The sequence below is a fragment of the Telluria sp. RB2R28 genome (assembly GCF_059685835.1).
Genome location: NZ_JCASIK010000001.1, coordinates 1249795 through 1273995, shown reverse-complemented (window position 1 = coordinate 1273995; position 24201 = coordinate 1249795). Strand labels below are relative to the sequence as shown.

At 65.1% G+C, this 24201-nt stretch carries 22 protein-coding genes; 13 read left to right on the top strand and 9 right to left on the bottom strand.

Going from position 1 to position 24201, the window contains the following annotated elements:
- The 7 genes from cyoB to AC56LV_RS05625 are packed head-to-tail and all read left to right on the top strand — an operon-like array spanning position 1 to position 6191.
- Entirely contained in the window at positions 1 to 2010 is a 2010-nt protein-coding gene (cyoB, locus tag AC56LV_RS05655; RefSeq protein ID WP_499556418.1) for a cytochrome o ubiquinol oxidase subunit I, read from the top strand.
- On the top strand, positions 2003 to 2641 hold the full coding sequence (gene cyoC, locus AC56LV_RS05650; protein ID WP_499556417.1) for a cytochrome o ubiquinol oxidase subunit III: 639 nt from the start codon (positions 2003 to 2005) through the stop codon (positions 2639 to 2641). The genes cyoB and cyoC overlap by 8 nt, the downstream gene beginning before the upstream one ends.
- On the top strand, positions 2638 to 3024 hold the full coding sequence (gene cyoD, locus AC56LV_RS05645) for a cytochrome o ubiquinol oxidase subunit IV (RefSeq protein WP_499556416.1): 387 nt from the start codon (positions 2638 to 2640) through the stop codon (positions 3022 to 3024). Before cyoC ends, cyoD begins: the two co-directional genes overlap by 4 nt.
- Positions 3025 to 3032: 8 nt before the next feature.
- Positions 3033 to 3854 carry an SURF1 family protein gene (locus AC56LV_RS05640; protein WP_499556415.1) on the top strand — a complete coding sequence of 274 codons (822 nt, stop codon included), beginning with the start codon at positions 3033 to 3035 and terminating at the stop codon, positions 3852 to 3854.
- Positions 3855 to 3905: 51 nt separating this feature from the next.
- Positions 3906 to 5255, top strand: a complete 1350-nt coding sequence (locus AC56LV_RS05635) for an ATP-binding protein (protein WP_332532023.1) — start codon at positions 3906 to 3908, stop codon at positions 5253 to 5255.
- Positions 5242 to 5781 carry a response regulator transcription factor gene (locus tag AC56LV_RS05630; RefSeq protein WP_183552464.1) on the top strand — a complete coding sequence of 180 codons (540 nt, stop codon included), beginning with the start codon at positions 5242 to 5244 and terminating at the stop codon, positions 5779 to 5781. Before AC56LV_RS05635 ends, AC56LV_RS05630 begins: the two co-directional genes overlap by 14 nt.
- A gap of 2 nt (positions 5782 to 5783) precedes the next feature.
- Positions 5784 to 6191, top strand: a complete 408-nt coding sequence (locus AC56LV_RS05625; RefSeq protein WP_499556414.1) for a c-type cytochrome — start codon at positions 5784 to 5786, stop codon at positions 6189 to 6191.
- A gap of 39 nt (positions 6192 to 6230) precedes the next feature.
- Here AC56LV_RS05625 and AC56LV_RS05620 read toward each other — a convergent pair whose 3' ends face one another.
- From AC56LV_RS05620 to AC56LV_RS05605, 4 genes are all read right to left on the bottom strand, one after another.
- The gene (locus tag AC56LV_RS05620; RefSeq protein WP_499556413.1) at positions 6231 to 6755 is read right to left on the bottom strand and encodes a PEP-CTERM sorting domain-containing protein; all 525 of its coding nucleotides are present in this window, start codon (positions 6753 to 6755) and stop codon (positions 6231 to 6233) included.
- 149 nt (positions 6756 to 6904) lie between these two features.
- Positions 6905 to 8488 (bottom strand): ATP-binding response regulator, encoded by a 1584-nt coding sequence (locus AC56LV_RS05615; RefSeq protein ID WP_499556412.1) that lies wholly within the window; start codon positions 8486 to 8488, stop codon positions 6905 to 6907.
- Positions 8489 to 8567: 79 nt separating this feature from the next.
- Positions 8568 to 9329, bottom strand: a complete 762-nt coding sequence (locus tag AC56LV_RS05610) for a ZIP family metal transporter (protein ID WP_499556411.1) — start codon at positions 9327 to 9329, stop codon at positions 8568 to 8570.
- Positions 9330 to 9544: 215 nt separating this feature from the next.
- The gene (locus tag AC56LV_RS05605) at positions 9545 to 10045 is read right to left on the bottom strand and encodes a MarR family winged helix-turn-helix transcriptional regulator (RefSeq protein WP_499556410.1); all 501 of its coding nucleotides are present in this window, start codon (positions 10043 to 10045) and stop codon (positions 9545 to 9547) included.
- Between the two features lie 116 nt (positions 10046 to 10161).
- On the opposite strand from AC56LV_RS05605, the gene AC56LV_RS05600 reads away from it, so the two are divergent.
- Both AC56LV_RS05600 and AC56LV_RS05595 read left to right on the top strand, forming a co-directional pair.
- Positions 10162 to 12984 (top strand): bifunctional diguanylate cyclase/phosphodiesterase, encoded by a 2823-nt coding sequence (locus AC56LV_RS05600; RefSeq protein WP_499556409.1) that lies wholly within the window; start codon positions 10162 to 10164, stop codon positions 12982 to 12984.
- Positions 12985 to 13061: 77 nt separating this feature from the next.
- Positions 13062 to 15575, top strand: coding sequence for a penicillin-binding protein 1A (locus AC56LV_RS05595; protein ID WP_499556408.1), 2514 nt, complete (start codon positions 13062 to 13064; stop codon positions 15573 to 15575).
- Here AC56LV_RS05595 and AC56LV_RS05590 read toward each other — a convergent pair.
- Positions 15550 to 16098 carry a M23 family metallopeptidase gene (locus tag AC56LV_RS05590; RefSeq protein ID WP_499556407.1) on the bottom strand — a complete coding sequence of 183 codons (549 nt, stop codon included), beginning with the start codon at positions 16096 to 16098 and terminating at the stop codon, positions 15550 to 15552. The two genes, AC56LV_RS05595 and AC56LV_RS05590, sit on opposite strands and share 26 nt — an antisense overlap.
- A 128-nt stretch (positions 16099 to 16226) precedes the next feature.
- Here AC56LV_RS05590 and AC56LV_RS05585 point away from each other — a divergent pair, with 128 nt between their 5' ends.
- A complete protein-coding gene (locus tag AC56LV_RS05585; protein ID WP_499556406.1) occupies positions 16227 to 16712 on the top strand; it encodes an META domain-containing protein in 486 nt (161 codons plus the stop codon).
- Here the strand turns inward: AC56LV_RS05585 and AC56LV_RS05580 are convergent.
- Both AC56LV_RS05580 and AC56LV_RS05575 read right to left on the bottom strand, forming a co-directional pair.
- The gene (locus AC56LV_RS05580) at positions 16702 to 18492 is read right to left on the bottom strand and encodes an ATP-binding protein (protein WP_499556405.1); all 1791 of its coding nucleotides are present in this window, start codon (positions 18490 to 18492) and stop codon (positions 16702 to 16704) included. The two genes, AC56LV_RS05585 and AC56LV_RS05580, sit on opposite strands and share 11 nt — an antisense overlap.
- Before the next feature lie 166 nt (positions 18493 to 18658).
- A complete protein-coding gene (locus tag AC56LV_RS05575; protein ID WP_499556404.1) occupies positions 18659 to 19498 on the bottom strand; it encodes a glucose 1-dehydrogenase in 840 nt (279 codons plus the stop codon).
- A 262-nt stretch (positions 19499 to 19760) separates the two neighbouring features.
- Here AC56LV_RS05575 and AC56LV_RS05570 point away from each other — a divergent pair, with 262 nt between their 5' ends.
- From AC56LV_RS05570 to AC56LV_RS05560, 3 genes are read left to right on the top strand one after another with little or no spacing between them, the layout of a single operon-like run.
- On the top strand, positions 19761 to 20081 hold the full coding sequence (locus tag AC56LV_RS05570; RefSeq protein WP_499556403.1) for a thioredoxin family protein: 321 nt from the start codon (positions 19761 to 19763) through the stop codon (positions 20079 to 20081).
- Positions 20078 to 21358, top strand: a complete 1281-nt coding sequence (locus AC56LV_RS05565; RefSeq protein ID WP_499556402.1) for an MFS transporter — start codon at positions 20078 to 20080, stop codon at positions 21356 to 21358. The genes AC56LV_RS05570 and AC56LV_RS05565 overlap by 4 nt, the downstream gene beginning before the upstream one ends.
- Positions 21355 to 21831, top strand: a complete 477-nt coding sequence (locus tag AC56LV_RS05560; RefSeq protein ID WP_499556401.1) for a GNAT family N-acetyltransferase — start codon at positions 21355 to 21357, stop codon at positions 21829 to 21831. Before AC56LV_RS05565 ends, AC56LV_RS05560 begins: the two co-directional genes overlap by 4 nt.
- A gap of 26 nt (positions 21832 to 21857) precedes the next feature.
- Here the strand turns inward: AC56LV_RS05560 and AC56LV_RS05555 are convergent, their stop codons facing one another.
- A complete protein-coding gene (locus AC56LV_RS05555) occupies positions 21858 to 22661 on the bottom strand; it encodes a DUF481 domain-containing protein (RefSeq protein WP_499556400.1) in 804 nt (267 codons plus the stop codon).
- Between the two features lie 177 nt (positions 22662 to 22838).
- Entirely contained in the window at positions 22839 to 24131 is a 1293-nt protein-coding gene (locus AC56LV_RS05550) for an NCS2 family permease (RefSeq protein ID WP_332532041.1), read from the bottom strand.
- Positions 24132 to 24201 lie beyond the last annotated feature (70 nt).

Here is a 24201-nt window from a genome sequence, read left to right as displayed (position 1 = left end):
ATGCAAGACACTTTCGACTTGACGAAGTTTATCTTCGGTCGGCTTGGCTGGGACGCGATTCCCTTCCATGAGCCGATCCTGCTTGCTACCTTCGCAGGTGTGATCGTAGGCGGTGTTGCCCTCGTGGGCATCCTGACCTACTTCCGCCTGTGGGGCTCCTTGTGGAAAGACTGGATCACCAGTATCGACCACAAGAAAATCGGCATCATGTACATGATCCTCGGTCTGGTCATGCTGCTGCGCGGCTTCGCCGACGCCCTGATGATGCGTACCCAGCAGGCGCTCGCCTTTGGCGACAACGCCGGCTTCCTGCCGCCGCACCACTACGACCAGGTCTTCACCGCCCACGGCGTGATCATGATCTTCTTCGTGGCGATGCCGTTCGTGACGGGCCTGATGAACTACGTGGTGCCACTGCAGATCGGTGCGCGCGACGTGGCATTCCCGTTCCTGAACAACTTCTCGTTCTGGATGACCACGATGGGCGCCGTGCTGATCATGGCATCCCTGTTCGTCGGTGAATTCGCACGTACCGGCTGGCTCGCGTATCCGCCGCTGTCGGGCATCCTGGCCAGTCCGGGAGTAGGCGTCGACTATTACATCTGGTCATTGCAGATCGCGGGTGTGGGTACCTTGCTGTCGGGTGTGAACCTGATCGTCACCATCATCAAGATGCGCGCACCGGGCATGGGCCTGATGAAGATGCCAGTCTTCGTCTGGACTTCGCTCGCCACCAACATCCTGATCGTCGTGACCTTCCCGATCCTGACCGCCGTGCTGGCCATGCTGGGCATGGACCGCCTGTTCGACACCGCGTTCTTCACGAACGACCGTGGCGGTAACGCGATGATGTACGTGAACCTGATCTGGATCTGGGGTCACCCCGAGGTCTACATCCTGATCCTGCCAGCCTTCGGTATCTTCTCCGAAGTGGTCTCGACCTTCTGCGGCAAGCGCCTGTTCGGCTACACCTCGATGGTCTACGCGACCTGCGTCATCATGGTGCTGTCGTACCTGGTCTGGCTGCACCACTTCTTCACGATGGGTTCGGGCGCCAGCGTCAATGCGTTCTTCGGTATCACGACGATGATCATCTCGATCCCGACCGGCGCGAAGCTGTTCAACTGGCTGTTTACGATGTACCGCGGCCAGATCCGCTTCGAACTGCCAATGATGTGGACGATTTCGTTCATGCTGACCTTCACCATCGGCGGCATGACCGGTGTGATGCTGGCGATTCCTGCGGCTGACTTTGTGCTGCACAACTCGCTGTTCCTGATCGCCCACTTCCACAACGTGATTATCGGTGGCGTGGTGTTCGGTATCTTTGCGGGTCTGAACTACTGGTTCCCGAAAGCGTTTGGCTACAAGCTCGACAAATTCTGGGGCACCGTGTCGTTCTGGCTCTGGTCGATCGGTTTCTGGGTTGCATTCACGCCGCCGTACATCCTGGGCTTCATGGGCTACACCCGCCGCGTGAGTCACTTCGATGATACGTCGGTGCAGTGGCTGTTCCAGATTTCGTTCCTGGGCACCCTGATGATCGCTGGTGGTATCGGCGCGCTGCTGATGCAACTGTATGTCAGCTTCCGTGACCGCAACACCGCACGTCTGCGCGATTTCACGGGCGATCCGTGGGATGGCCGTACGCTGGAATGGTCGACCTCGTCGCCACCGCCGGACTACAACTTCGCGTTCACGCCGGTGGTGCACGACAACGACACCTTCGCCGACATGAAGAAGAACGGTTACCAGCGTCCGCTCGCCGATTTCGTCGCGATCCACATGCCCAAGAACACCTGGGCCGGTTTCGTGATCTCGGCACTGGCGTGCGCGGTCGGCTTTGCCATCATCTGGCATATGTGGGCTCTCGTGATCGGGGCGTTCATCGTCCTGCTCGGTACGATCATTGCCCATACCTTCAACTACAAACGCGATTTCTACATTCCGGCTGAAGAAGTCCTGAAGACCGAAACCGCACGTACTCGTATGCTGGAAAGCCATGTCTGACATTAAAGCAACCATGACAGGCGGGTTGACACCCGCCGAAGTGACCGCGCGCTACATGGCGCGGGAGCACCACCCGGAGCAGGGCACGTTGCTCGGCTTCTGGCTCTACCTGATGAGCGACTGCCTGCTGTTCGCATCGCTCTTCGCTGCCTACGCCGTGCTGGGCCGCAACTACGCGGGCGGCCCGACCGGCGCCGAGCTGTTCGAACTGCCGCTGATCGCGCTCAACACCGGCTTCCTGCTGGTGTCGTCGATCACCTTCGGCATGGCCATGATCTCGGCGCAAGCCAAGAACGTGGGCAAGACCAAGCTGTGGCTGGTCGTCACGGGCCTCCTGGGCGTGGCGTTCCTGTCGCTGGAAATCTATGAATTCCAGCACCTGATCCACCTGGGCGCCGGTCCACAGCGTTCGGGCTTCCTGACCGCGTTCTTCTCGCTGGTCGGTACCCACGGCCTGCACGTGCTGTTCGGTATCGTCTGGCTGGTGACCCTGTTCGTGCAGCTGTCCAAGCACGGCATGACGCCGGAAAACTTCCGTCGCCTGGCCTGCCTGTCGCTGTTCTGGCACTTCCTGGATCTGGTCTGGATCTTCGTGTTTACCTTTGTCTACCTGATGGGAGTGCTGCCATGAGCGATCATCATAACGAGCACGACCATGGTCATCATGGTCATGACAGCTACCAGATTCACTACAGTGGCCGGGATTATGCAATCGGCTTCGCGCTGTCGCTGATCCTCACCGCGATTCCGTTCTGGCTCGTGATGGGCAATGTGCTGGCCCCGGACATGACCCGCTGGGTCATCCTCGGCTTCGCCGCGGTCCAGCTGGTGGTCCAGATGGTCTACTTCCTTCACCTGAATTCGAAGGCTGAAGGCGGCTGGAACATGATGGCACTGGTCCTGACGCTGGTCCTGCTGGTCATCGTGATGTCGGGCTCGATCTGGGTCATGCACCACATGAACACCAACATGATGCCGGGCATGGGTGCTGAAAACACCTCCGACATGACCTGACAGTGGTGATGCACGCGCAGCAGCCGCCGACCCTGTCGGTTCAAGATCAGCCCTCGCCACGGCGCTCGCCTTTCGTGCGGCGCCTGGTGGCGGTGCTGGCCTTGCTGCTGCTCGTGCTGTTTGCAGGTTTGGGGACCTGGCAGGTGTTTCGCCTGCAATGGAAACTGGACCTGATCGAACGCGTCGATGCACGTGTTCATGCGGCGCCTGCTGCGCTCCCTGCGGTGGCGCAGTGGCCGCAGATTTCCAAAGAATCCGACGAATACCGGGCCGTTGTCCTGTCGGGTCACTATCTCTACCAATACACCGCACCCGTCCAGGCGCTGTCCGAGCTGGGCGCGGGCTTCTGGCTGCTCACGCCGTTCTGCACGGACGAGGGCCACATCGTGTTTGTCAACCGCGGCTTCATCCCGTCATCGGGCGATATCGCCACGCGCTTCCCGGCGCGCACCGCCGGGCCGGACGCCTGCGCCGCCCCGGGCGAGACTGTCAAGCTGACCGGTTTGCTGCGCATCACCGAACCCAAGGGTGGCTTCCTGCGCGACAACGACCCGGCCGGCAACCGCTGGTACTCGCGCGATGTCATCGCCTTGACGGCCGCGCGCGGGTTCGACGCGGCCCGCACGGCGCCGTTTTTCGTCGACGCCGGCAAGAACCAGGATCCTGCGTCGGCGCCCGAACGCGCCGTGGGCGGCCTGACCGTCATCTCGTTCCCAAATAATCACCTCGTGTACGCGCTGACTTGGTATGCTCTCGCCCTCATGGTGGCCGCAGCCTGGTGGTGGGTGGCCCGCTACGAGGCGAAGCGCTCCCGCGACGCCAACGATTAAAGACGCTCCGACCGCATTGCCGCGCACGGGGCATTGAACGGACGGGTTTCGATGCAATCTCCACTGGATTTCTTCGCCAGGGCGGCGCGCACCTCGCCGTCGGCGGCGGCTGCGAACGTGGAGTTCGCCGCCGGCCACAAGAACATGCTGCAGCTGATCGAGCTGCGCTGGATCGCCGTCATTGGCCAGGTCACCACCATTGCCGCCGCGATCCTGCTGTTCGGGATCGCGCTGCCGCTGGTACACATGCTGCAGGTGCTCTCGTGCCTGATCGCTTTCAATATCGCCAGCCACCTGCGCTGGCATGAACGGCGCCCCGTCTCGAACGGCGAGATGTTCATGGCCATCCTGGTCGACGTCTCGAGCCTGACCGTGCTGTTGTACCTGTCCGGCGGCACCACCAATCCCTTTGCATTCCTGTACCTGCTACAGGTGATTGTCTCGGCCGTGCTGCTCGACGTGCTGTGGACCTGGAGCATCGTCGTCATCACGATCACGTGCATGGCGGGACTGGCGGCGTTCGCCGAACCGCTCGCGCTGCCGTTCGACCATGAGCGCGGGATCGGCAGCCTGTATGTCCAGGGCTTGCTGGTCTGCTTCGCGCTCAATGCCGGGCTGCTGGTGATGTTCGTCTCGCGCATTTCGGACAATGTGCGCGACAAGGCCACGCAGCTGGCCGCGCTGCGCCAGAGTGCGGCCGAAGAAGAACACATCGTGCGCATGGGCCTGCTTGCCAGCGGCGCCGCGCATGAACTGGGCACGCCGCTGTCGACGGTGTCGGTGATCCTGGGCGACTGGAAGCGCATGCCCGCGTTTCGCGACGACGCCGAGCTGCTGGGCGAACTGACCGAGATGCAGACCCAGCTCAAACGCTGCAAGTCGATCGTCAGCGGCATCCTGCTCTCGGCCGGCGAAGCGCGAGGCGAATCGGCCGAACGCACGACGGTGCGGGGCTTTCTCGATGGCCTGGTCGAACGCTGGCAGGCCAGCCGCCCGGTGCGCGCTTTCACGTACAATAACCGCATCGCCGACGACTGGCCGGTGGCGAGCGATTCGGCGCTGCGCCAGACGGTCGACAACCTGCTCGACAATGCGCTGGAAGCCTCGCCCGACTGGGTCTGCTTCGATGCGCACATCGACGAGCGTACGCTGGTGCTGTCTGTGCTCGACCGTGGTCCCGGCTTTGCGCCCAGCATGCTGGCGCAATTCGGCAAGCCCTACCAGTCCACCAAGGGCAAACCGGGCGGTGGTCTTGGGTTGTTCCTGGCCGTGAACGTCGTGCGCAAACTCGGCGGCACGGTGACGGCGACCAACCGCCCGGAGGGCGGCGCCGTGGTCATGCTGCGACTGCCGATGTCGGCCATTGAACTGGAAGAGGAACTGAACGATGCCGAACCCTGAGCCGCTGCTGCTCATCATCGAAGACGACGAAGCCTTCGCCCGCACGCTGAGCCGCTCGTTCGAGCGGCGCGGTTACCGCGTCCTGGGCGCAACCGGCCACGATGAAGCCGCCGCCATCCTGGCGCAGCACAACCCCGGCTACGCCGTGGTCGACCTGAAGCTCAAGGGCCAGACCTCGGGCCTGGCCTGCGTGCAGCTGCTGCATGAGCACGACCCCGACATGCTCATCGTGGTGCTGACGGGCTTTGCCAGCATCGCCACCGCGGTCGAAGCGATCAAGCTCGGCGCCGTCCAGTACCTGGCCAAGCCATCGGACGCCGACGATATCGAAGCGGCGTTCGGGCACGTGGCCGGAAGCGCCGAAATCGAGGTCACCAACCGCTCGACGTCGATCAAGACGCTCGAATGGGAGCGCATCCACGCCGTGCTGGCCGAGACTGATTTCAATATTTCCGAGGCGGCGCGCCGGCTGGGCATGCATCGCCGCACGCTCGCGCGCAAGCTCGAGAAACAGCGGGTGAAGTGATCATGCGCGCGCTCATTATTGGTGTCGCGCTGTTGCTGGGACCGGGCGCCGAGGCACTGGCGGCACCTGCGCAGGCGCAGGTCGATGCCGGCCGCAGGCTGTTCGCGCGCTGTACCAACTGTCACGAGGTTGGCGCGGGCGCCCGCAATGGCTTCGGGCCGCAACTGAACGGGATCGTGGGCCGCAAGGCGGGCAGCGCCCCTGCGTATGCGTACTCACCGGCGTTGAAGCAGGCAGGTTTTGTCTGGAACGAGCAGAAACTGGTCGCGTTCATTCGCGACAGCGAAAAGGTCGTGCCGGGCAACAAGATGCGCTTTCTCAGCTTCATGAGCGAGAAGCAGGCGGCCGAGATCGTGGCGTACCTGCGCACGCAGGGTGCGGTGGCTGCGCCGCCAGCGCCGAAAAGATAGCAAGGCTGTTTCAGCGCAGCCTTGCCGGTATTACGATGATTACCTGGCCTGGCGGCGCTTGCGCGACGCGAGCATGACGCCCAGGCCGCCCAGCAGCAGCGCAGCGCTGGCTGGTTCCGGGACGTCGACCGGTGGTTCAGGCAGTACATCCAGATCCGTGACCGTCAGGGAGTATCTGCCAGCGCCCAGGTACTCGGTCAGCGCAAACGTGCCAAGGCGGAAAGTTGGATTGTCTTCGGAACCCGTGTAGAGCTGGAAGCCCTCGGTGCTCAACAACAAGTTATTGCCATAGAAGTCGAAGATCTCCAGGCCGCCATCGATGGCCTCGTTGTAAAAGTACAGGTCCACGACGTCTTCAGCCGAGCCGGGGAAATTGCCGGCAATGTCCCACAGGACGAAGCTTTCGCCGTCAGCGGCGAGATCGGGCAAGACGGTCGAATTCAATTGCCAGCTGGCTGCGTAGTCGCCGGTCAGCTGGAACTGGTAGAGCGCTGCATTGGCCACACCAGCGGAAAACAGCATGGCGGCAAGGGCGACATTCCTCAAGTTCTTGATCGGTTTCACAAAGCACTCCGTTCTATGAAAGGATGGATGAACATTCGCGTGACATGGAATTCCGAACATTGCTGTTGCGATATCCAATAAGCACGGACCGTGCCTGTTCAAAATCCTCAATACCAACAAGTACTTAAGTCAATCTACCTCGAGTCGTGTCACGCACTTGTAAGATTGGTCGACAACGTCCGCGCATCGAACAGGCGCAATAGCGCCTCCATCTGCACCGGCTTGTTCAGATGATGGTCGATGCCCGCATCGACCGAGCGCTGGCGCGACTCGGCATCGCTCCAGCCCGTCAGCGCGACGATGAAGGTCGTGTCGTCCAACAAGCCCTGGGCGCGTGCAGCGATGGCAACCTCGTAGCCGGACATGTCGGGTAATCCAATATCGAGCAACAAGACGCGGTAGCGATCCTGGGCCAGCGCGGCCAGGGCGGCGCCACCGGTATGGGCGATGTGCACATCGAAACCGTGCAGTGCGAGCAGCGCCTGCAGCAGCTCGGCTGCATCGACGTTGTCGTCCACGACCAGCACCGACGGCGCCTGCTGGGGTGCATCGAGCACCGCCGGTGCCGCCGCGGCGATGGCGGTCGCGTGCACTTCGGTGCTCAGGGGCAGGGCAATTTCGAATGATGCGCCGCGGCCATGGCCGTCGCTGTGCGCGGTGAGCGTGCCGCCGTGGCGCAGTACCAGGTCTCGCGTCAGCGCCAGGCCGATGCCCAGGCCACTATTGCCATCGTTGCCGCTGCGACCTTCCTGCGTGAACATGTCGAACAGGCGGGGGAGCATGTCAGGCGAAATGCCACGGCCGGTATCGGTGACCCGGATGCGGGCCATGCCGTCGGCCCCGGTGCTGATGTGCAGATGGATGTCGCCCTGATTGGCCGAAAACTTGAAGGCGTTGTGCAACAGGTTCGACACGCACTGGGCGATGCGCGTGCTGTCGACATCCACGGGAATGGGTTGCGGTGGCAACGTCAGCTGGAAGTTGGCGGCCGATTGTTCGATCATCGGCGCGCTCGTTTCCAGCGCGCTGGCGATCACGTCACGCAGGTCGGCCGGTGCGACCTGCAGCGTCAGCTTGGCCGAGTGGATCCGTGACGCGTCGAGCAGGTCGTCGACCAGCCGCGTCAGTTGCAGCCCCTGGCGCGTGATGATGGCCGCGGCGCGGGCCAATGGTTCGTCGTTGCCCGCGCGCATGGCGATCAGCTGGGCCGCCGACAGGATCGGCGCCAGCGGATTGCGCAGTTCGTGCGCCAGCATCGCGATGAAGACGTCTTTTTGCCGGTTCGCTTCGCTCAGCTCGGCCTGGCGCGCCACCAGCGCATCTTCGCTTTCGCGCAAGCGGGTGCCGGTCGTGCGCAGCTTGCGCATGGCCAGATTCATGCGCTCGATGACGAGGCAGTCGACGACGAGGATCGACGCGAAAAAGACCAGCGCGATCAGGTCGCTGTGCGCCATGGCAGCTGGCGCCAGGCGCGGGCCCATGAAAAATGCCCAGGCCGCCCAGGTGCTGAGGAACGCGGCAAGCAGGCCCGGCCCGAGACCGGCGAGGTAGGCCGCCAGCAATACCGCAGGGAAGAACGACAGGAACGGAAAACCGCGCGCCGGCAGGATGTCCACCAGCATGAAGCGGGCCGCCAGCGCAACGACGAACAGGAACAGCGCGAACAAATAGCGCAATGCGAGCGGCGCCGCGCCGTCACGCCAGGTGCCGCCGGAAAACTGGGGTTGCATCATCAGGATGGGATAGAGGTTGCGACGCCGGGGAGGTGGCGTCACTTGAACGAGTGATTATAAACAGTAATGCACGGCAAGTTCAGGAAGAAAACTTACTGAGTGTGAAGGCAGCGAGAAATCCCGCCGCGACGATCAGGCCGGCGAAATCATGGGTTTCGTCGAAGGCCTCGGGGATCATCGTGTCGACCACCATTGCCAGCACGCTCCCGGCCGCTACCGCTGTGATTGCCGCGATCATTTCAGACGGGAACTGGTGAAACAGCGTGAAGCCCGCCATCGCTGCCAGGCCCGAGGCGAACGCAATCGCTGCCCAGACGCCAAAGATGTACCCGGTCGACTGGCCGGCGCGCTTCATGCCCGCAGCGCTGGACAACCCTTCCGGCAGGTTCGACAGGAACACTGCGGCCACCATCGCCATGCTGACACCCTCACCACCGAGCAGCGACAGGCCGATGACGATCGACTCGGGAATCCCGTCGAGCAGGGCGCCGATGGCAATCGCCGTGCCGCTGGCGTTCGCCTTGGAGTTGGTGTCCTCCTGCGGTGTGGAACGCTTGCGGTGTTTGGCGCCCTTGCGCGCCAGCAGCCAGTTGGCGCCGGTATAAATGCCGGCGCCAACCACGAAGCCGGCTGCCGTCGACGCGAGCCCGCCGGTCTCGAGTGCTTCATCCATCAACTCGAACGACAGCGCCGAGATCAGCACGCCGCTGCCAAACGCCATGATGGCCGCGACCATACGCTGCGGCACGGCATAGCGCACCCCGATCCCGGCGCCAAGCAGCAGGGCGCCGCCTGCCAGCAATCCCCATCCACCTGCCTGCAACCAGCCTGCTATTTCCATACCTGTTCCTGTCGTGTTCGCGTGTGCGGCGTCCTCACGTGTCCATTGGCACAAATAAGGTTGCCTTGATTATACTTTTCGGGCAATATAGGGACGTGGCAAGTGGGTCGTTCGACCCCCTTGCCCCGATCAGCGAAGAGGCGGTCAGCGCCGCTTCTTTTCGTCCCCCGCATTCGCCGGGGGGCTTTTTTTTTTGTTTCTCTCGATTGGTGCTGTTACGACTGGCCGAGCGGAATCTTGCCCGCCGCCTCATCGGCATCGAGTTGCGCAATCAATCTACCCAGATCCTGTTCGAGCCGTAGCAGCGTCGATTCGTCGAGCGTGGCCAGGGCATTCGGCAGCACGCCGGCGAGGGGCGCCGGGGCGCGGCGCAGCACTTCCTGGCCCGCCGGCAGTACGCGCAGGGCGACGCTGCGCCGGTCCGTGCCTTCGCGCGCGGCACTTACATAGCCACGCTCGACCAGGCCGCGCACCAGGTTGCTGGCAGTGGACTGGTGAATATCGAGCGCGCGGCTCAGGCTGGTTGCGCCGATGCCGGGCTGGCTGTCGATCACCGACAGCGCCCAGACCTGGGCGCCTCCCAGCCCGGATTCATGTTCGAGCTGGCGAAAGTGGGTCTTGACCGCATTGAAGACGATACGAAACTGACGCAATACGCGTTGGGGCGGCGCATCGGGCGGCAAGGGCTGCGAAGGGGCTTGGGGTTCGGACGACATGCGCGAGATGATAATGCAAGCGTTGTCAAAACACATCATCGCACGGCAGATTCTTGTGCATGGACGTCGTGTCAGCGCTGCGCCCGGGCGACCCGTTCTGCGCTAGCATCTGCTGTATGTACAGCGTATCTGTCCGCCGCTTGCTGGGTACCGGACGCGGCCTGTCGAGGGCCGCGGTGCTCACCTGTCTGCTCGGACTGATGCTGACAGCGGCGTTGTGCGGCGTGGTACGCACGCTGGAGACCGAGCGCGCCAACGCCGAATTCGCGCAGCGCGCCAGCGTGCGCGTGGCCGCGGTCACGCAGGCATTTGCCGACGCCGTCGATGCGGCGCGCGCCGTCAATCTGTTCTTCCGCGCGTCGCGAAATATCTCGCGTGAAGAGTTCGATGCGTTTGCGCTGCCGCTGGTGGCGAACCACGGTTACCTGAAGGCAATCGTGTTCCAGCGTTTCGTCAGCGCGGCCGAACGGCCGGCGTTTGAAGCCGAGCGCCGCGCGTTCTGGCCAAACTTTCAGATCCGGGAGCGCGCGGCAGACAGCGCGACGGGGCTGGTGCGCGCCGGCGAGCGCCCCCTCTATCTGGTCAACGATTATGTCGCGCCCATTCTCGGCAACGCCATCGCGTTTGGCAGCGACGTATGGTCGCATCCGCCGCTGCGCCGTGTCAGCCAGGCGGCGATCGATGCCGGCGAACCGGTCGCCAGTCCCCTCGTTACGCTGCTGCAGGGTGGCGGTGGGCGGCGCGGCATCCTGATCACCGTGCCGGTCTACCGGGGCAACGAGCGCCCCGTGGACGTGTTTGCGCGGCGCGCCGCCGTGGTCGGCCACACCGAGGTCGTGATCGATGTCGCGCTGCTGGTGGGTGGCACACTGCATGCGGTACGGTTGCTGGATGACGATGCCGTGGGGTTGTCGCTGCAAGGGCCGGATGTCGATGGCCAAATCGTGACGGCCTACCGCCATGGCCCCGGCGCGCGCGCCGGCGGCTGGCTTTCCGGCATTGGCAATGGCAACACGTTGCGTCACGTCGAAGCGGTCGACATCGCCGGCAGCCATTGGCAGGTCGTGGTCGAGGAACGGCCCCAGGCGTTCGCACGTCACACTGCCGAGCTGGTGGCGCTGGCGCTGGGCCTGATCCTGAGCGCCGCGACCGCCACGCTGGTACAGCAGCGTGTGGCGCGCACGCGCCGCATCGAAGCGCTGGTTGCGCAGCGCACCGCCGCGCTCGAGCGGGCCACCGGCTCGCTGCGCGTGTACGAGCGGGCGATGGCGTCCAGCGCCAACCCGATCCTGCTGGTCGATGCACGTGCACCGGGTTACCCGATCGGCTACGCCAATCCGGCCTGCGAGCGCACCTTCGGCTACGCGCCGCAGGAACTGGCCGGCCAGCCGCTCGCGTTCCTGCTCGCTTCGGACGCCGACCAGCCGTCAGTGCAGGTGCTGTGCGCGTCGCTGCGCCAGCAGCGCGAGGAAAACACCCTCGTGACGATGCACACGCGCGACGGCGCCGAACTGATCACCGATGTCTACATCGCGCCCGTGCGCCGCGCGGATGGCACAGTCGGCCACTTCGTCGTGACCGTCTACGATGTCACCACCGCCAAGCGCTACGAGGCCGAACTCGAGCGCCACGCCCGTTACGACACGCTCACGGGCCTGGCCAACCGCGCGCTGCTGGCCGACCGTATCGAGCGCGCGATTGCCGCCGCCGCCACCACCAGGGCGCCGGTCTGGGTCGTGCTGCTCGATGTCGACCACTTCAAGCTGATCAACGATACGCTGGGGCGCGCTGCCGGCGACGCGGCGCTGCGCCTGCTGGCCACGCGCATCAGGCGCACGCTGCCCCCGCTCGACACGGCGGCGCGTGTCGGCGGCGACGACTTCGTGCTGGTGCTGTGCGGCTGCAGCGACGAACGCCAGGCCGCCACCCGCGTCAGGCAGGTGCGCGACGCGGTGGCCGAACCCTTGCAGCTCGGCGACCAGCATCTGGTGCTCGGCTGCAGTGCCGGCGTGGCGGCCTGGCCGGCTGACGGGGCCGACGCCGATACGCTGGTCAAGCATGCCGAAATCGCGATGTACCGCGCCAAGTCGGACGGCCGCAATGGGGTCCAGTTCTACGCGCCGCACATGAATGCGCAGGCATTCGACCGGCTGGCGCTGGAAAGCGCGTTGCGGCGCGCGTTGCACGAGCAGCAATTCACGCTGCATTTCCAGCCGCAGATCGACCTGGCCACCGGTTGCGTCGTGGGCACCGAAGCGCTGATCCGCTGGCGCCACCCGCTGCTGGGCACGATCCAGCCGGAGCGGTTCATCGGCCTGGCCGAAGAAACGGGCCTGATCGTGCCGATCGGCGCCTGGGTGCTGCAGACAGCATGCCGCCAGAACCGGCACTGGCAACGCAGCGGGCTGGGGCCGCTGCGCATCGCCGTGAACCTGTCGGCGCGGCAACTGGCCGAGCCCGGCCTGCTGGAGGTCGTCGAGCGCGTGCTCCACGAGACCGGCCTGCCGCCCGCGTCGCTCGAGATCGAGCTGACCGAAAGCATGATGATGGGCGACATCGAGTCGGCCATCCACACGATGGCGTGTTTCAAGCGCATGGGCGTCAAACTGTCGATCGACGATTTCGGCACCGGCTACTCCAGCCTGCAGTACCTGAAACGCCTGCCGGTCGACGTGCTCAAGATCGACCGCTCGTTCGTGCAGGACATGGTTGGGAGCGCCGACGGCGCGGCGCTGGTCGACGCCATCATCTCGCTGGCCCACGGCCTGCGCATGCACGTCATTGCCGAAGGCGTCGAGACGATCGCGCAGCTCGACTTTTTGCGCGGCGCCGGTTGCGACTCGGTGCAGGGCCACGTCTACAGCCGCCCGCAGACGGGGGAACGGATCGAGGCGCTGCTGCGTGCCGGCCACATCGAGCCCAATCCCAGTGCGGTATGAGGCAATGGCGTGCCGGGCGCAGGCCAGCGGTCGGCTATACTTGCCGAATTGACAGATTGAGCAGGCAGGGATAGCGCGTGGACCAACAGCAGAATGATGACAACGCGGGCAGCACGCCTGCGCCGACCTTCCAGCAACGCTTGCAACGCCTTGTCGGGCGTGGTTTCACCGGGGCCCGGACCGGGGCCGGCGCGCTCAGGTCCGGCGCGCAGCAGCGCCTGCACGGGCGGCCGATGCCGGTCAAGCTGGCGCTGATTGCCTTGTGGACGATGGCGGCCGGGCTGATGGCGATCCTGGCCTGGCTGTTGATCCTGGTGCCGCTGACGCCCGGCATCGACGACCTGGAGCAGGCGAGCCAGGCGCGTCCGACCGTGATCCTCGACGCCGGCGGCAAGTCGCTCGGCACCTTCGAGCACGGCCTGCAGGAGCGCGTCAAGCTGTCGCAAGTGTCGCCCCACGTCGTCAAGGCGCTGATCTCGACCGAAGACCACCGCTTCTACGATCACCACGGCATTGATTTCCGGCGCGTCGGTGGCGCCCTGTGGTCGAGTGTGAAAGGTACCCCGCAGGGCGGCTCGACGATCACGCAGCAACTGGCGCGCAATATGTTCCCGCAAGAGATTGGCCGGGCGCGCAGCATCAACCGCAAGATGAAGGAGCTGATCACGGCGATCAAGATCGAGAACACCTACAGCAAGACGCAGATTCTCGAGGCCTACCTGAACACGGTGCCGTTCCTGTACAACGCCTACGGCATCGAAATGGCCGCGCGCACGTATTTCAACAAACCCGCGCTCAAGCTTGATGTGCTGGAGTCGGCCACGCTGGTGGGCATGCTCAAGGGCACGCATTATTACAATCCGGTGGCCAATCCGGTGCGCTCGCTGGCGCGCCGCAACGTCGTGCTGGGCCAGATGCGCAAGCACGGCGCGTTCGACGAGCGGCGCTATGCGGCGCTGATCAAACGCCCGCTGCGCCTGCGTTTTGCGCGCCTGCCGGACCGCAGCGGCAAGGACAACCACTTCAGCGCCTATGTGCGCAAGTGGCTGCTCGACTGGGCCGACGAAAACGATGTCAATCTTCAGCTCGACGGCCTGGTCGTGCGCACGACGCTCGACACCGCGCTACAGGCCGATGCCGAGCGCGCCGTCAAGCGTCAGGCCGACATGCTGCAGGCCATTGCCGACGTCGAATGGGCCAATCCGAATGTCCCGCGCTCGACGTCGGGCGGCATGTACACGTCGATGCGGCGCAATGTCGATCCGTTCTCGTACTACTGGATCACGCACGGGCGCGAACTCGATGCGTTCGTGCGCGAGACGGGCGCGTACCGCAACGCCGTCGAAGGCGGCGAAGCGCCAGCCGACGCACTCAAGCGCATCAAGGCCGACCGCAGCTTCATGGCCGACCTGAAAAGCGCCAAGTCGCGCCTGGAAGCAGGCTTTGTCGCGATCGATCCGGCCACCGGCGAGGTGAAAGCCTGGGTGGGCAGCCGCGACTTCGAGCGCGACCAGTTCGACCACGTGGCCCAGGCCGCGCGCCAGCCGGGCTCGACCTTCAAGCCGATCGTCTACGGCGCCGCGCTGGAGCGGGGCATCCCGCAGGACCAGATGTACCGCGACGTGGTGCAGTCATTCCGTGGCGAGAACGGCAGCGTCTGGAAGCCGACCGACATGAGCGGCAACACGGGCCGCGCGATGTCGATGCGCGAGGGGCTGATCTATTCCAAAAACACGATCACCGCGCAGGTGAGTCAGGAAGTGGGCCTGCAGCCGATCATCGACCTGGCCCAGCGCCTGGGCATCCGCCAGAGCAAGCTCGAAGCCGTACCGGCGCTGGCGCTGGGCACCAGCCCCGTCACGCTGCTGGAAATGGTCAGCAGCTATGCGACCATTGCGGCGCAGGGTGAATACCGCAAGCCGATTTTTGTCCGCCGCATCGAAGACCGCGACGGCAACGTGATTGCCGATTTCGGCGGCAGCGCGCCCGAGCGCGCGATGTCGCAGCAATCGGCCCTGACGCTGATCGACATGCTGCGCGGCGTCGTCACGCGCGGTACCGGCGCCGGCGTGCGCAGCCGTTTCGGCATCTATGGCGACGTCGCCGGCAAGACCGGCACCACGCAGAACAATACCGATGGCTGGTTCATCATGATGCATCCGAACCTCGTCGCCGGCGCCTGGGTGGGGTTCAACGACAACCGCGTGGCCATCCGCAGCACCTATTGGGGGCAGGGCGGCCACAATGCGGCGCTGCTGGTGGGCGACTTCTTCCGCGGCGCGCTCGATTCAAAACGCCTCGATGCGGCAGCCTTGCTCCCGGGCGGCAAACGTCCGGAGCCACGCCGCTACGAAGAAGAAGCGCCCGAGGAAGAGATCTTCGAGGAAGCCCCGATCGAGCTGGCGCCGGGCTCGCGCGCCGACCAGCTGGATATCTTGCAGCAGCCGGTGCCGATCCAGCAGGAAGAGGCGATCGAGGTGACCGAGCCGCAGCAGCAGGAGCAGGAGCAGGAACGGCCGGCGTCCAGCGGCCAGTTCCCGCCGGCGCCGATTCCGCCCGGTGATGTCAGTCCGGCTGCTGTACGGCCTTAGCTTCCGGCTCGGCACGCAGCAACGGGTACGGGTTGATGGCGCCACCCGTCTCGTAGATGCCGTAGTGCAGGTGGGGCGGCGTGCCTTTTGCATTGCCGGTGTTGCCGACATAGCCGAGCACGCGGCCGGCCTCGATGCGCATGCCGGCCTCGACGTCGGAATAACGGTCCAGGTGCGCATAATAATGGCGCTGGCCGCCCGGACCCGTGACCCAGACCACCAGGCCGCCAAGGCGGTTGGTGCCGACCTGCGCCACGATGCCTTCCGTGCTCGACAGCACCGGCGTGCCGCGCCTGGCGAAGATGTCGATGCCCTCGTGCTTGCGGCCTTCGCTGCGCGCCCCGCCCCAGGTGTCGCGCAGCGCGCGGACCGCAACGCCGTCAACGGGCACGGGCAGCGCAACAGGTTTGGGCATCGACGCCAGGCGCATCGTATACAGCGCCCGCTCGATGGTGGGTTGCAGCAGGGCGTAGCCCAGGATCAGGATGACGGCAACCACGAGGGCGCGCAGGAAGATTCGCATGGTGGTCTCGTATTGACAAGGTGATATCAATCAGGTGGGGACGCTTTGGCAGATTCCCAGCCTCCAGGGCGGGTCATCCTTTGCAGATGCGATATTCTGGGCACCTACAACCTCTGGAAAGAACCACTATGCGCGCAAGCCTTTGCCTCCTGTCCGTCAGCCTCGCCCTGGGTGCCTGCTCCAGCATGCCTTCAACTGCGCCTTCAAATTCGCCATCTGGCGCACCGGCAACGACTGCTGCGACACCAACGCTGGCGGGCACGAGCTGGCGCCTGGCGTCGTTCCAGGCGAACGACGATGGCAGCCAGGCGCTGCGGCCTGGGACGCCGGATGGCTTCACGCTGTCCTTCGGCCAGGATGGCCGCCTGGCCGTCAAGCTCGATTGCAATCGCGGTAACGGTCCGTGGCAGGCCGTGGCCACCGGTGCAACGGGCGGCACCCTGAACCTGGGGCCGGTTGCGACGACCCGCGCGATGTGTCCGCCCGATGCAGTGGGTGCGCGCCTGGCACAAGATCTGCCGGCACTGCGCACCTGGCGCCTGCAGGACAATCGCCTGCACACGGGTTTGCCGGCCGACGCCGGTGTTTATGTGTGGGAACGCATCACGCCATAGCCGGCACGCGCACGACAAAGCAACTGCCCTTGCCGGGCCCGTCGCTGTGCACGGCGACGGTGCCGCCGTGCAGGGCGGTGAGTTGCTTGACCAGCGCCAGCCCAAGGCCCAGGCCACCCTGGCCGCGGTCGATGCTCGTCGGCCCCTGCACCAGCACGTCGAAGATCAGCGGATGCAGTTCGGGCGCAATGCCCACCCCCGTGTCGCTGATGCTGATCGCCACCTGATCCCCGTCGCGCCAGACGCGCACGTCGACGCGGCCGCCTTTCGGGGTGTACTTGATGGCGTTGTGCAGCAGGTTATCGACCACCTGTTCCAGGCGCGTGCGGTCGCCATCGACCCAGGCGTCCGGTTCTGTCTCGATGGTCCATGCGTGGGCGCCAGCGTCGACCAGCGCCTTGGCTTCGGCGCTGCTGCGCACCACCTGCGCGACATCGATGCGGGCGCGGTGCAGCACGATCTTGCCCGACAGGATGCGCTGTACGTCCAGCAGGTCGTCGACGATGCAGGTCAGGTGACGCATCTGGCGCCGGCTGATGTCGCGCGCATTGGCCGCGACCTGCGGCTTGAGGTTGGGCATGTCCAGCACCGACATCGCCCCCGAGATCGCTGCCAGCGGGTTGCGTAGTTCGTGACCCAGCATGGCAAGGAAATCGTCCTTGGCCCGGCTCTGGGCCTCGGCCAGCCGGCGCGCGCGCTGTTCGCTGACCAGCAACTGTTCGCGTTCTTCCTGGAGCGATTTGCGCACCTGGCTTTCGCTGGACAGCGCTTCGCTGGTCCGGGCAAGACCTTCGACCAGGGCATCGACTTCCTCGACCCGGGTGCGGGCGGGCAGGGCAATCGCGCCGTCAGCCAGCAGCGTGACGGCCGCCGCTGCCTGGCTCAGCGCCCGCTCGAGGGTGCGCCCGAGATACAAGACGACGGCCACCGCCAGGCCCAGCAGCAGCAGCAGCACGAGCGCCGCGTACCAGGTTGCAGTACGCGCAGCCGCCTCGATCTGCGCCACCGGCACGCCGATGACGATGGTCCAGTCGCTGCTTTTCGAACGGGTGAACACGCCGTAGACGTCACGCCCATCCTGCGTTACGTGGCGGAAGACGCCGTGGTTCGCGGCGCGCGTGGCGGCCAGGAAATCCGCGCCCATCGGCTGGCCCAGCGTGTCCGACCCGCGGTTGCGCATGATGGCCAGCCCGTTGCGATCGAAGATCCCGACTTTCCAGTCTTCGCCGATGGCGTCATGGCGCAGGATGCGCTCGAAGAAGCGCACGTCGAAAATCTGGCTGACGATGTTGTACTGGCCATCTTCGAGCGGGGCCGGGACGCTGACCGCGACGGTCGGCAGGCCCGAATACTCGTCGATGAAATAGCCCGACACGAGGGTGCCGCCGGCAAGCGAGACCTGACTCGCCCAATCGCGGGTTGTTGACAGCAACTTGGTGCCGACCGGCGCCTGTGTGGTGAACAGTTCACGGCCTTTGCTGTCGTACAGCACGGTCCAGGATTGTGCGTTGTTGGCGTTCGTGCTCGAGGTCCAGCGATGCAGGCGCGCATAGTCGTGCTGGCGCATGCCTTCCGAATAGGCGACAGCGCGCAGCGACGCCTCGGCAGCGGCGATCTCGCGGTCGATCTGGAATGCGGTGGCGCGGGCCATCTCGCGCACGCTGCGCAGGCGCGATTCGCGTTCCCAGTCAAGCAGCATGGACAGGCCGATCCATGAGGCGATTGCCACGGGTAGCAGGATCGCCCCGGCCATCAGGAACAGGTAAGTGCGGGTTTTCATCGATAGTCGGCGACGGGCGCGACAAGAAGGCGGGAGGCAGCAGATGCTGCGCGCCGTGCCGGGTAAGCGCGTATTGTACTTAAGTTAATAGTTGGATGCGTCGACGTGACGTGCGCGTGCAGGCCGGGCTTGCCAGCCCTGCCAGCACGCGCACACGGGATAGTGATCAGAGAATCGGCGTGCCGCCGGTGACGGCGATCCGCGCGCCGGAGATATAGCTGGCTTCATCCGAGGCCAGCATCACGAACACGGGCGCCACTTCCTTTGGCTGGCCCGGGCGCTTCATCGGTGTTTCGTTGCCGAAGCTTTCCACTTCATCCGCCGGCATGGTCGACGGGATCAGCGGCGTCCAGATCGGACCCGGCGCGACCGAGTTGACGCGGATGCCCTTGTCCGCCAGCAGCTGCGACAGGCCCCCCGTGAAGTTGGCGATGGCGCCCTTGGTGGTGGCGTAGGCCAGTAGTGTTGGCTTGGGCTTGTCGGAGTTGATCGACGTCGTGTTGATGATCGACGAGCCGCTCGGCATATGCTTCACCGCCGCTTTACACAGATGGAACATGGCGGTGATGTTCACCTGGAACGTATAGTCCCATTCGTCGTCCGGGATGTCTTCGATGGCCTCATGGCTCATCTGGAAGGCAGCGTTGTTGACCAGGACGTCGATGCGGCCGAATTCGGCCACGGCGCGCTCGATGACCGCGCGGCAATGCGCCGGATCGGCCAGGTCGCCCGGCACCAGGATCGCGCGGCGGCCGGCTTCTTCGACCAGGCGCGCTGTCTCCCTGGCGTCGTCATGTTCGTTCAGGTACGAGATCAGGACGTCGGCGCCTTCGCGCGCGTAGGCCAGCGCCACGGCGCGGCCGATGCCGCTGTCGCCGCCGGTAATCACGGTGGCCTTGTCCTGCAGGCGGCCGGAGCCGCGATACGATGTTTCGCCGTGATCGGCCTTGGGATGCAGGGCAGCTTCGCTGCCCGGTGGTGTTTGCTGTTGGGATGGCATGTTCATCGGTGGATCCTTTCAGGGTTCAGGGCTGAGGGGGAGCCGACTTGAGCTGACTTTATTGAGAGCTGACTCGAGAGCAGACTGCATGAAACGCCAGCGTGACAGCGTCATCCGCTCCGGTCGGTTAGGTGACACACCCAGGGACGACCATGTTTCAGTAGCAACCACGATAGGCCGCAACGGGGTTTTCAGGTAGGCTTATGCTATTGACAAGGCCAGGATTGGCCAGGACCAGGCCAAAATCGGCTTATACAAGGAGACCCGCATGTCCACAGCCTATGCAACCCACCAGCCCGAGCGCGCCGAGATCGATTCCGCACCAGGCATTCTCGTCCTCGACTTCGGTACCGACTGGTGCGGTTATTGCCGCGCGGCCGCGCCGGCCATCGCCCAGGCCGTCGCCGGGCAACCGGCCGCCAGGCACGTCAAGGTCGAGGATGGCCCCGGCCGGCCGCTGGGCCGGTCATTTCGCGTCAAGCTGTGGCCGACAGTGATCGTGCTCAGGGATGGCCAGGAAGTTGCGCGCGTGGTGCGCCCGGCCGATGCCGGCGCCGTAACCGAAGCGCTGGCCCGGGCGGCTGCATGAGCGTCGTCACGGCCAACAAGCCCCGTACCGTCCTGTTTGCCAGCTTGATCGGCACGACCATCGAGTTCTACGACTTCTATATCTACGCGACGGCCGCCGTGCTGGTGTTTCCACGGCTGTTCTTCCCGACCGCCGATCCAGGCGCCGCGATGCTGCAGTCGCTGGCGACATTCGCCATCGCCTTCTTCGCGCGCCCGGTGGGCTCGGCCGTGTTCGGCCACTTCGGTGACCGCGTGGGTCGCAAGGCGACCCTGGTTGCGGCGCTGCTGACGATGGGCCTGTCGACCATCCTGATTGGCCTCTTGCCTACCTATGCCCAGATCGGCGTGGCCGCGCCCCTGCTGCTGGCGCTGTGCCGCTTCGGCCAGGGTTTGGGCCTGGGCGGTGAATGGGGCGGGGCGGTGCTGCTCGCCACCGAGAATGCGCCGCCGGGCAAACGCGCCTGGTACGGCATGTTCCCCCAGCTGGGCGCGCCGATCGGCTTCTTCCTGTCGGGCGGCGTGTTCCTGCTGCTGGGCGAAGTGATGACCGATGCCGACTTCTTTGCCTGGGGCTGGCGCATTCCATTCCTGGCCAGCGCCGTGCTGGTGGGCGTGGGCCTGTATATTCGCCTCAAGATCACCGAGACGCCGGACTTCCAGAAGGTATTGGACAGCAAGGCGCGGGTCAAGGTGCCAGTCGTGACCGTCATGCGCGACCATCGCCGCTCGCTGGTGCTGGGCACGTTCATTGCACTGGCCACGTTTGTCATCTTCTACCTGATGACGGTCTTCGCGCTGAGCTGGGGAACCGCGAAGCTCGGTTACACGCGCCAGCAATTCCTGTTACTGCAATTGTTCGCGGTACTGTTCTTTGCGCTGACCATTCCGCTGTCGGCGCTGCTGGCCGACCGGCGCGGGCGGCGCACCGCGATGATGCTCGTCAGCGGGGCGATCGCGCTCTTCGGCCTGCTGTACGGGCCGCTGTTCGGGGCGGGTGGCGCGTGGTCGGTCGGCGCCTTCATGGTGCTGGGCATGTGCCTGGTCGGCTTCACGTACGGGCCATTGGGCACGCTGCTGGCCGAGCTGTTCCCGGCCGAGGTGCGCTATACCGGCGCGTCGCTGACCTTCAACTTCGCCAGCATTCTGGGCGCGTCGGTCGCGCCATATATCGCGCTGTGGCTGGGCACGAATTACGGGCTGGAGTATGTTGGCTACTATCTGAGCGGCGCAGCGCTGATCAGCCTGTTGGCGCTGGTCCTGGCCCGCAGCCTGATACCGCACACGGCGAAGGCGTGAACGAACGCCGCTTCGGCGCGCTGACGGGACGTGCGCCGCACGCAACCGACGCGGCGTTCCTGGCGGCCCTGTACCTGGCGGCACGGCCCGACCTGGGCGCGCTGCCGGTGCCGCGCAGCGTGATCGAGGGCATCGCGCGGCACCAGCAGCAACTGCAGGTCGACGAGTACGCGCAGCGCTATCCTGTTGCCGAGACGTGGCTGCTGACCGATGGCAAAGAGGCGCTGGGACGGGTGGTGCTGGACTGGACGCGCGACACGCTGCGCGTGGTCGACCTGGCGGTGGCGCCCCATGCCCGCCGCCGCGGCCTCGCGCGCACGGTGCTGGGGGCGCTGCAGGACGCGTGCCTGGGGCAGCGCACGATAACGCTGCGCGTGCGCTGTGAGAATACCGCCGCACGCGCGCTGTACGGGGCGTGCGGCTTTGCCGTCGTGCGGGACGACGGCGCAACGCTGGAACTGGCCTGGGGTTGAGCTGAGGTTGATCTGGTGTTGCGCGTCTAGAACGAATAGACCATCGTCAGCGAGGTCTGGGTATCCGTGTTCTTCTTGTCTTCGGGCACGCTGCTGTCGTTGCGGACGCTGAAGCCCGCCTTCATCTGCATGCTGCCGTTGATCTTGGTCGACAGCGATGTCTCGGCCACCGAGTGGGTGTTCGACGTGCCTTTTTCGACGGCGAGCGTCTGCGCGAAGAACGCCGACGGGCTGACCTGCCAGCGGAACTGCGCCGCGCCGCGCACGGTCAGGCCGTCTTCTTCTTCGTCCGTTTCGCGTTTGCCGTTGAAGTAGCCCGGACCGATCTCGACGTCGAGCGTCTTGTCCGGCGCCGTGTACCAGCGTGAGCCGTAACCGACCGACAGCGACGAGTAGCGTACGTAAGCGCCGAACTTGTCGTTCACGTGCGAGCCGAGAATGAAGGCCCGGCGTCCGTCGCCCAGTAGCTTGAACGAGGCCTTGGCCGACGTCGCCCAGCGCTCGGCCGAACGTGTACGCTGCAGCTCGCCTTCTTCGTTCTCGTACTCGTCTTCCTTGAAGTAGCCGCTGGCAATGAATTCATGGCTCCACTGCGACGTTTCGTGGCGGGCGTCGATCTTGCCCGTCACCGATGTGCCGTTCGTGTTGCCGGACGTGTTGATGGCGCCGAGCTCGGCCGAGGTGAACCAGCCGCCATCGGGAATCGCCGGCATCATGACTTTGAGCGGCGCATGGACGTCGCCAACCTGGGGAAGATCGGGGGCCGCGTTGGCCACGCCGTGGACGCTGACAACAAGCAGCGCCAGGATCGGGGATAGTTTCATCAGCATCCGTTGAAAAGCATGGGCCGCACTGCACCAGACCTGCGCAGGGCAACCGGCCCATCGTTCGTGAATCGTTCATGAATCGTGCGCGGCAGGTACGTTGCCGCGAGTTGGCCGATATTGTAACGCATAGGCTGCGGGATGCGGCGTACATGCATGCCGCATCGCGCCTCGCACTGGACATCAGGCCCCGACGTAGGCGATCTTGAACGCGAACAGTGCGGCGATCACCCAGACGACCGGTTTCACGTCGCGTGCGCGGCCCGTCAGCAGCTTGAGCACGGCGTAGCTGATAAAGCCGAATGCAATGCCTTCGGCGATCGAGTACGTAAACGGCATGCCCAGCGCGGTGACGGCGGCCGGGATGCTTTCGGTGGTATCGCTCCAGTCGACTTCGCCCAGATCGGCCAGCATCAGGCAGGCAACGAACAGCAGTGCCGGCGCAGTCGCGTAGGGCGGCACGACCGAGGCCAGTGGCGCGATGAACAGGCACGCGAGGAACAGCGCGGCGACGGTCAGCGCCGTCAGGCCCGTGCGGCCGCCCACCTGCACGCCGGCCGCGCTTTCGATGTACGCGGTCGTACTCGAGGTGCCCAGCACGCTGCCGGCGACGATGGCGCCGCTGTCGACCAGCAGCGCCTTGTTCAGGCGCTCCATCTTGCCTTCCACCAGAAGGCCCGCGCGGCGCGCCACGCCCATCAGGGTGCCCGTCGCATCGAACAGCTCGACCAGAAAGAACACCAGCACCACATTGAGGATACCGGCCGCCAGCGCGCCCGGGATATCCAGCGCGAACAGCGTCGGCGAGATGGGCGGTGGCAGCGAGAACACGCCCTGGTAGGTATTGCCGCCGAAGAAAAAGCTGAGCACGGTCACCAGCACGATGCCGATCAGGATCGCGCCGCGCACCCGCAGGCGGTCCAGTGCGACGATCACGAAGAAGCCCAGCACGGCCATCATGGCCGCCGGCTGGTGCAGGTCGCCCGCCTTGACGAGCGTGGCGTCGCTGGCGACGACGATGCCGGCGTTCTTGAGTGCGATCAGGGCCAGGAACATGCCCAGCCCGACCGTGATGCCCACCCGCATCGAGCGCGGAATGCCATCGACGATCATCGCGCGCAGGCCAACCATCGTGACGAGGATGAACAGGCAACCGGAGATGAATACGGCGCCCAGCGCCGCCTGCCACGGGATGCCCATGCCAAGCACGACGGCGTAAGCGAAGTAGGCGTTCAGGCCCATGCCGGGCGCCATCGCAATCGGGTAGTTGGCGTACAGGCCCATCAGGGCGGTGCCGCCCGCAGCGATCAGGCACGTTGCGACGAAGACGGACGCTTTCGGCATGCCGGCGTCGCCCAGGATCGATGGATTGACAAAAATGATGTAGACCATCGTCAGGAACGTGGTCAGGCCCGCCATGAGTTCGGTGCGGACGGTGGTGTTGTTGGCGCTGAGTTGGAAGAAACGGTCGAGCATGGTGATCCTGCAGATTACGGTAGGGCGAAGCATATCATTGCGCGCCGACGCGACGGCGACCGATGGCGAC

What these genes read in the sequence shown, in the direction of transcription:
- AC56LV_RS05565 (WP_499556402.1), top strand. Translation starts at nt 20,078, where the DNA reads ATGAGCGTCGTCACGGCCAACAAGCCCCGTACCGTCCTGTTTGCCAGC.
- AC56LV_RS05570 (WP_499556403.1), top strand. Translation starts at nt 19,761, where the DNA reads ATGTCCACAGCCTATGCAACCCACCAGCCCGAGCGCGCCGAGATCGAT.
- AC56LV_RS05550 (WP_332532041.1), bottom strand. Translation starts at nt 24,131, where the DNA reads ATGCTCGACCGTTTCTTCCAACTCAGCGCCAACAACACCACCGTCCGC.
- AC56LV_RS05625 (WP_499556414.1), top strand. Translation starts at nt 5,784, where the DNA reads ATGCGCGCGCTCATTATTGGTGTCGCGCTGTTGCTGGGACCGGGCGCC.
- AC56LV_RS05575 (WP_499556404.1), bottom strand. Translation starts at nt 19,498, where the DNA reads ATGAACATGCCATCCCAACAGCAAACACCACCGGGCAGCGAAGCTGCC.
- AC56LV_RS05580 (WP_499556405.1), bottom strand. Translation starts at nt 18,492, where the DNA reads ATGAAAACCCGCACTTACCTGTTCCTGATGGCCGGGGCGATCCTGCTA.
- AC56LV_RS05555 (WP_499556400.1), bottom strand. Translation starts at nt 22,661, where the DNA reads ATGCTGATGAAACTATCCCCGATCCTGGCGCTGCTTGTTGTCAGCGTC.
- AC56LV_RS05605 (WP_499556410.1), bottom strand. Translation starts at nt 10,045, where the DNA reads ATGTCGTCCGAACCCCAAGCCCCTTCGCAGCCCTTGCCGCCCGATGCG.
- AC56LV_RS05600 (WP_499556409.1), top strand. Translation starts at nt 10,162, where the DNA reads ATGTACAGCGTATCTGTCCGCCGCTTGCTGGGTACCGGACGCGGCCTG.
- AC56LV_RS05590 (WP_499556407.1), bottom strand. Translation starts at nt 16,098, where the DNA reads ATGCGAATCTTCCTGCGCGCCCTCGTGGTTGCCGTCATCCTGATCCTG.
- AC56LV_RS05585 (WP_499556406.1), top strand. Translation starts at nt 16,227, where the DNA reads ATGCGCGCAAGCCTTTGCCTCCTGTCCGTCAGCCTCGCCCTGGGTGCC.
- AC56LV_RS05615 (WP_499556412.1), bottom strand. Translation starts at nt 8,488, where the DNA reads ATGATGCAACCCCAGTTTTCCGGCGGCACCTGGCGTGACGGCGCGGCG.
- cyoD (WP_499556416.1), top strand. Translation starts at nt 2,638, where the DNA reads ATGAGCGATCATCATAACGAGCACGACCATGGTCATCATGGTCATGAC.
- cyoB (WP_499556418.1), top strand. Translation starts at nt 1, where the DNA reads ATGCAAGACACTTTCGACTTGACGAAGTTTATCTTCGGTCGGCTTGGC.
- AC56LV_RS05610 (WP_499556411.1), bottom strand. Translation starts at nt 9,329, where the DNA reads ATGGAAATAGCAGGCTGGTTGCAGGCAGGTGGATGGGGATTGCTGGCA.
- AC56LV_RS05635 (WP_332532023.1), top strand. Translation starts at nt 3,906, where the DNA reads ATGCAATCTCCACTGGATTTCTTCGCCAGGGCGGCGCGCACCTCGCCG.
- AC56LV_RS05630 (WP_183552464.1), top strand. Translation starts at nt 5,242, where the DNA reads ATGCCGAACCCTGAGCCGCTGCTGCTCATCATCGAAGACGACGAAGCC.
- AC56LV_RS05640 (WP_499556415.1), top strand. Translation starts at nt 3,033, where the DNA reads ATGCACGCGCAGCAGCCGCCGACCCTGTCGGTTCAAGATCAGCCCTCG.
- cyoC (WP_499556417.1), top strand. Translation starts at nt 2,003, where the DNA reads ATGTCTGACATTAAAGCAACCATGACAGGCGGGTTGACACCCGCCGAA.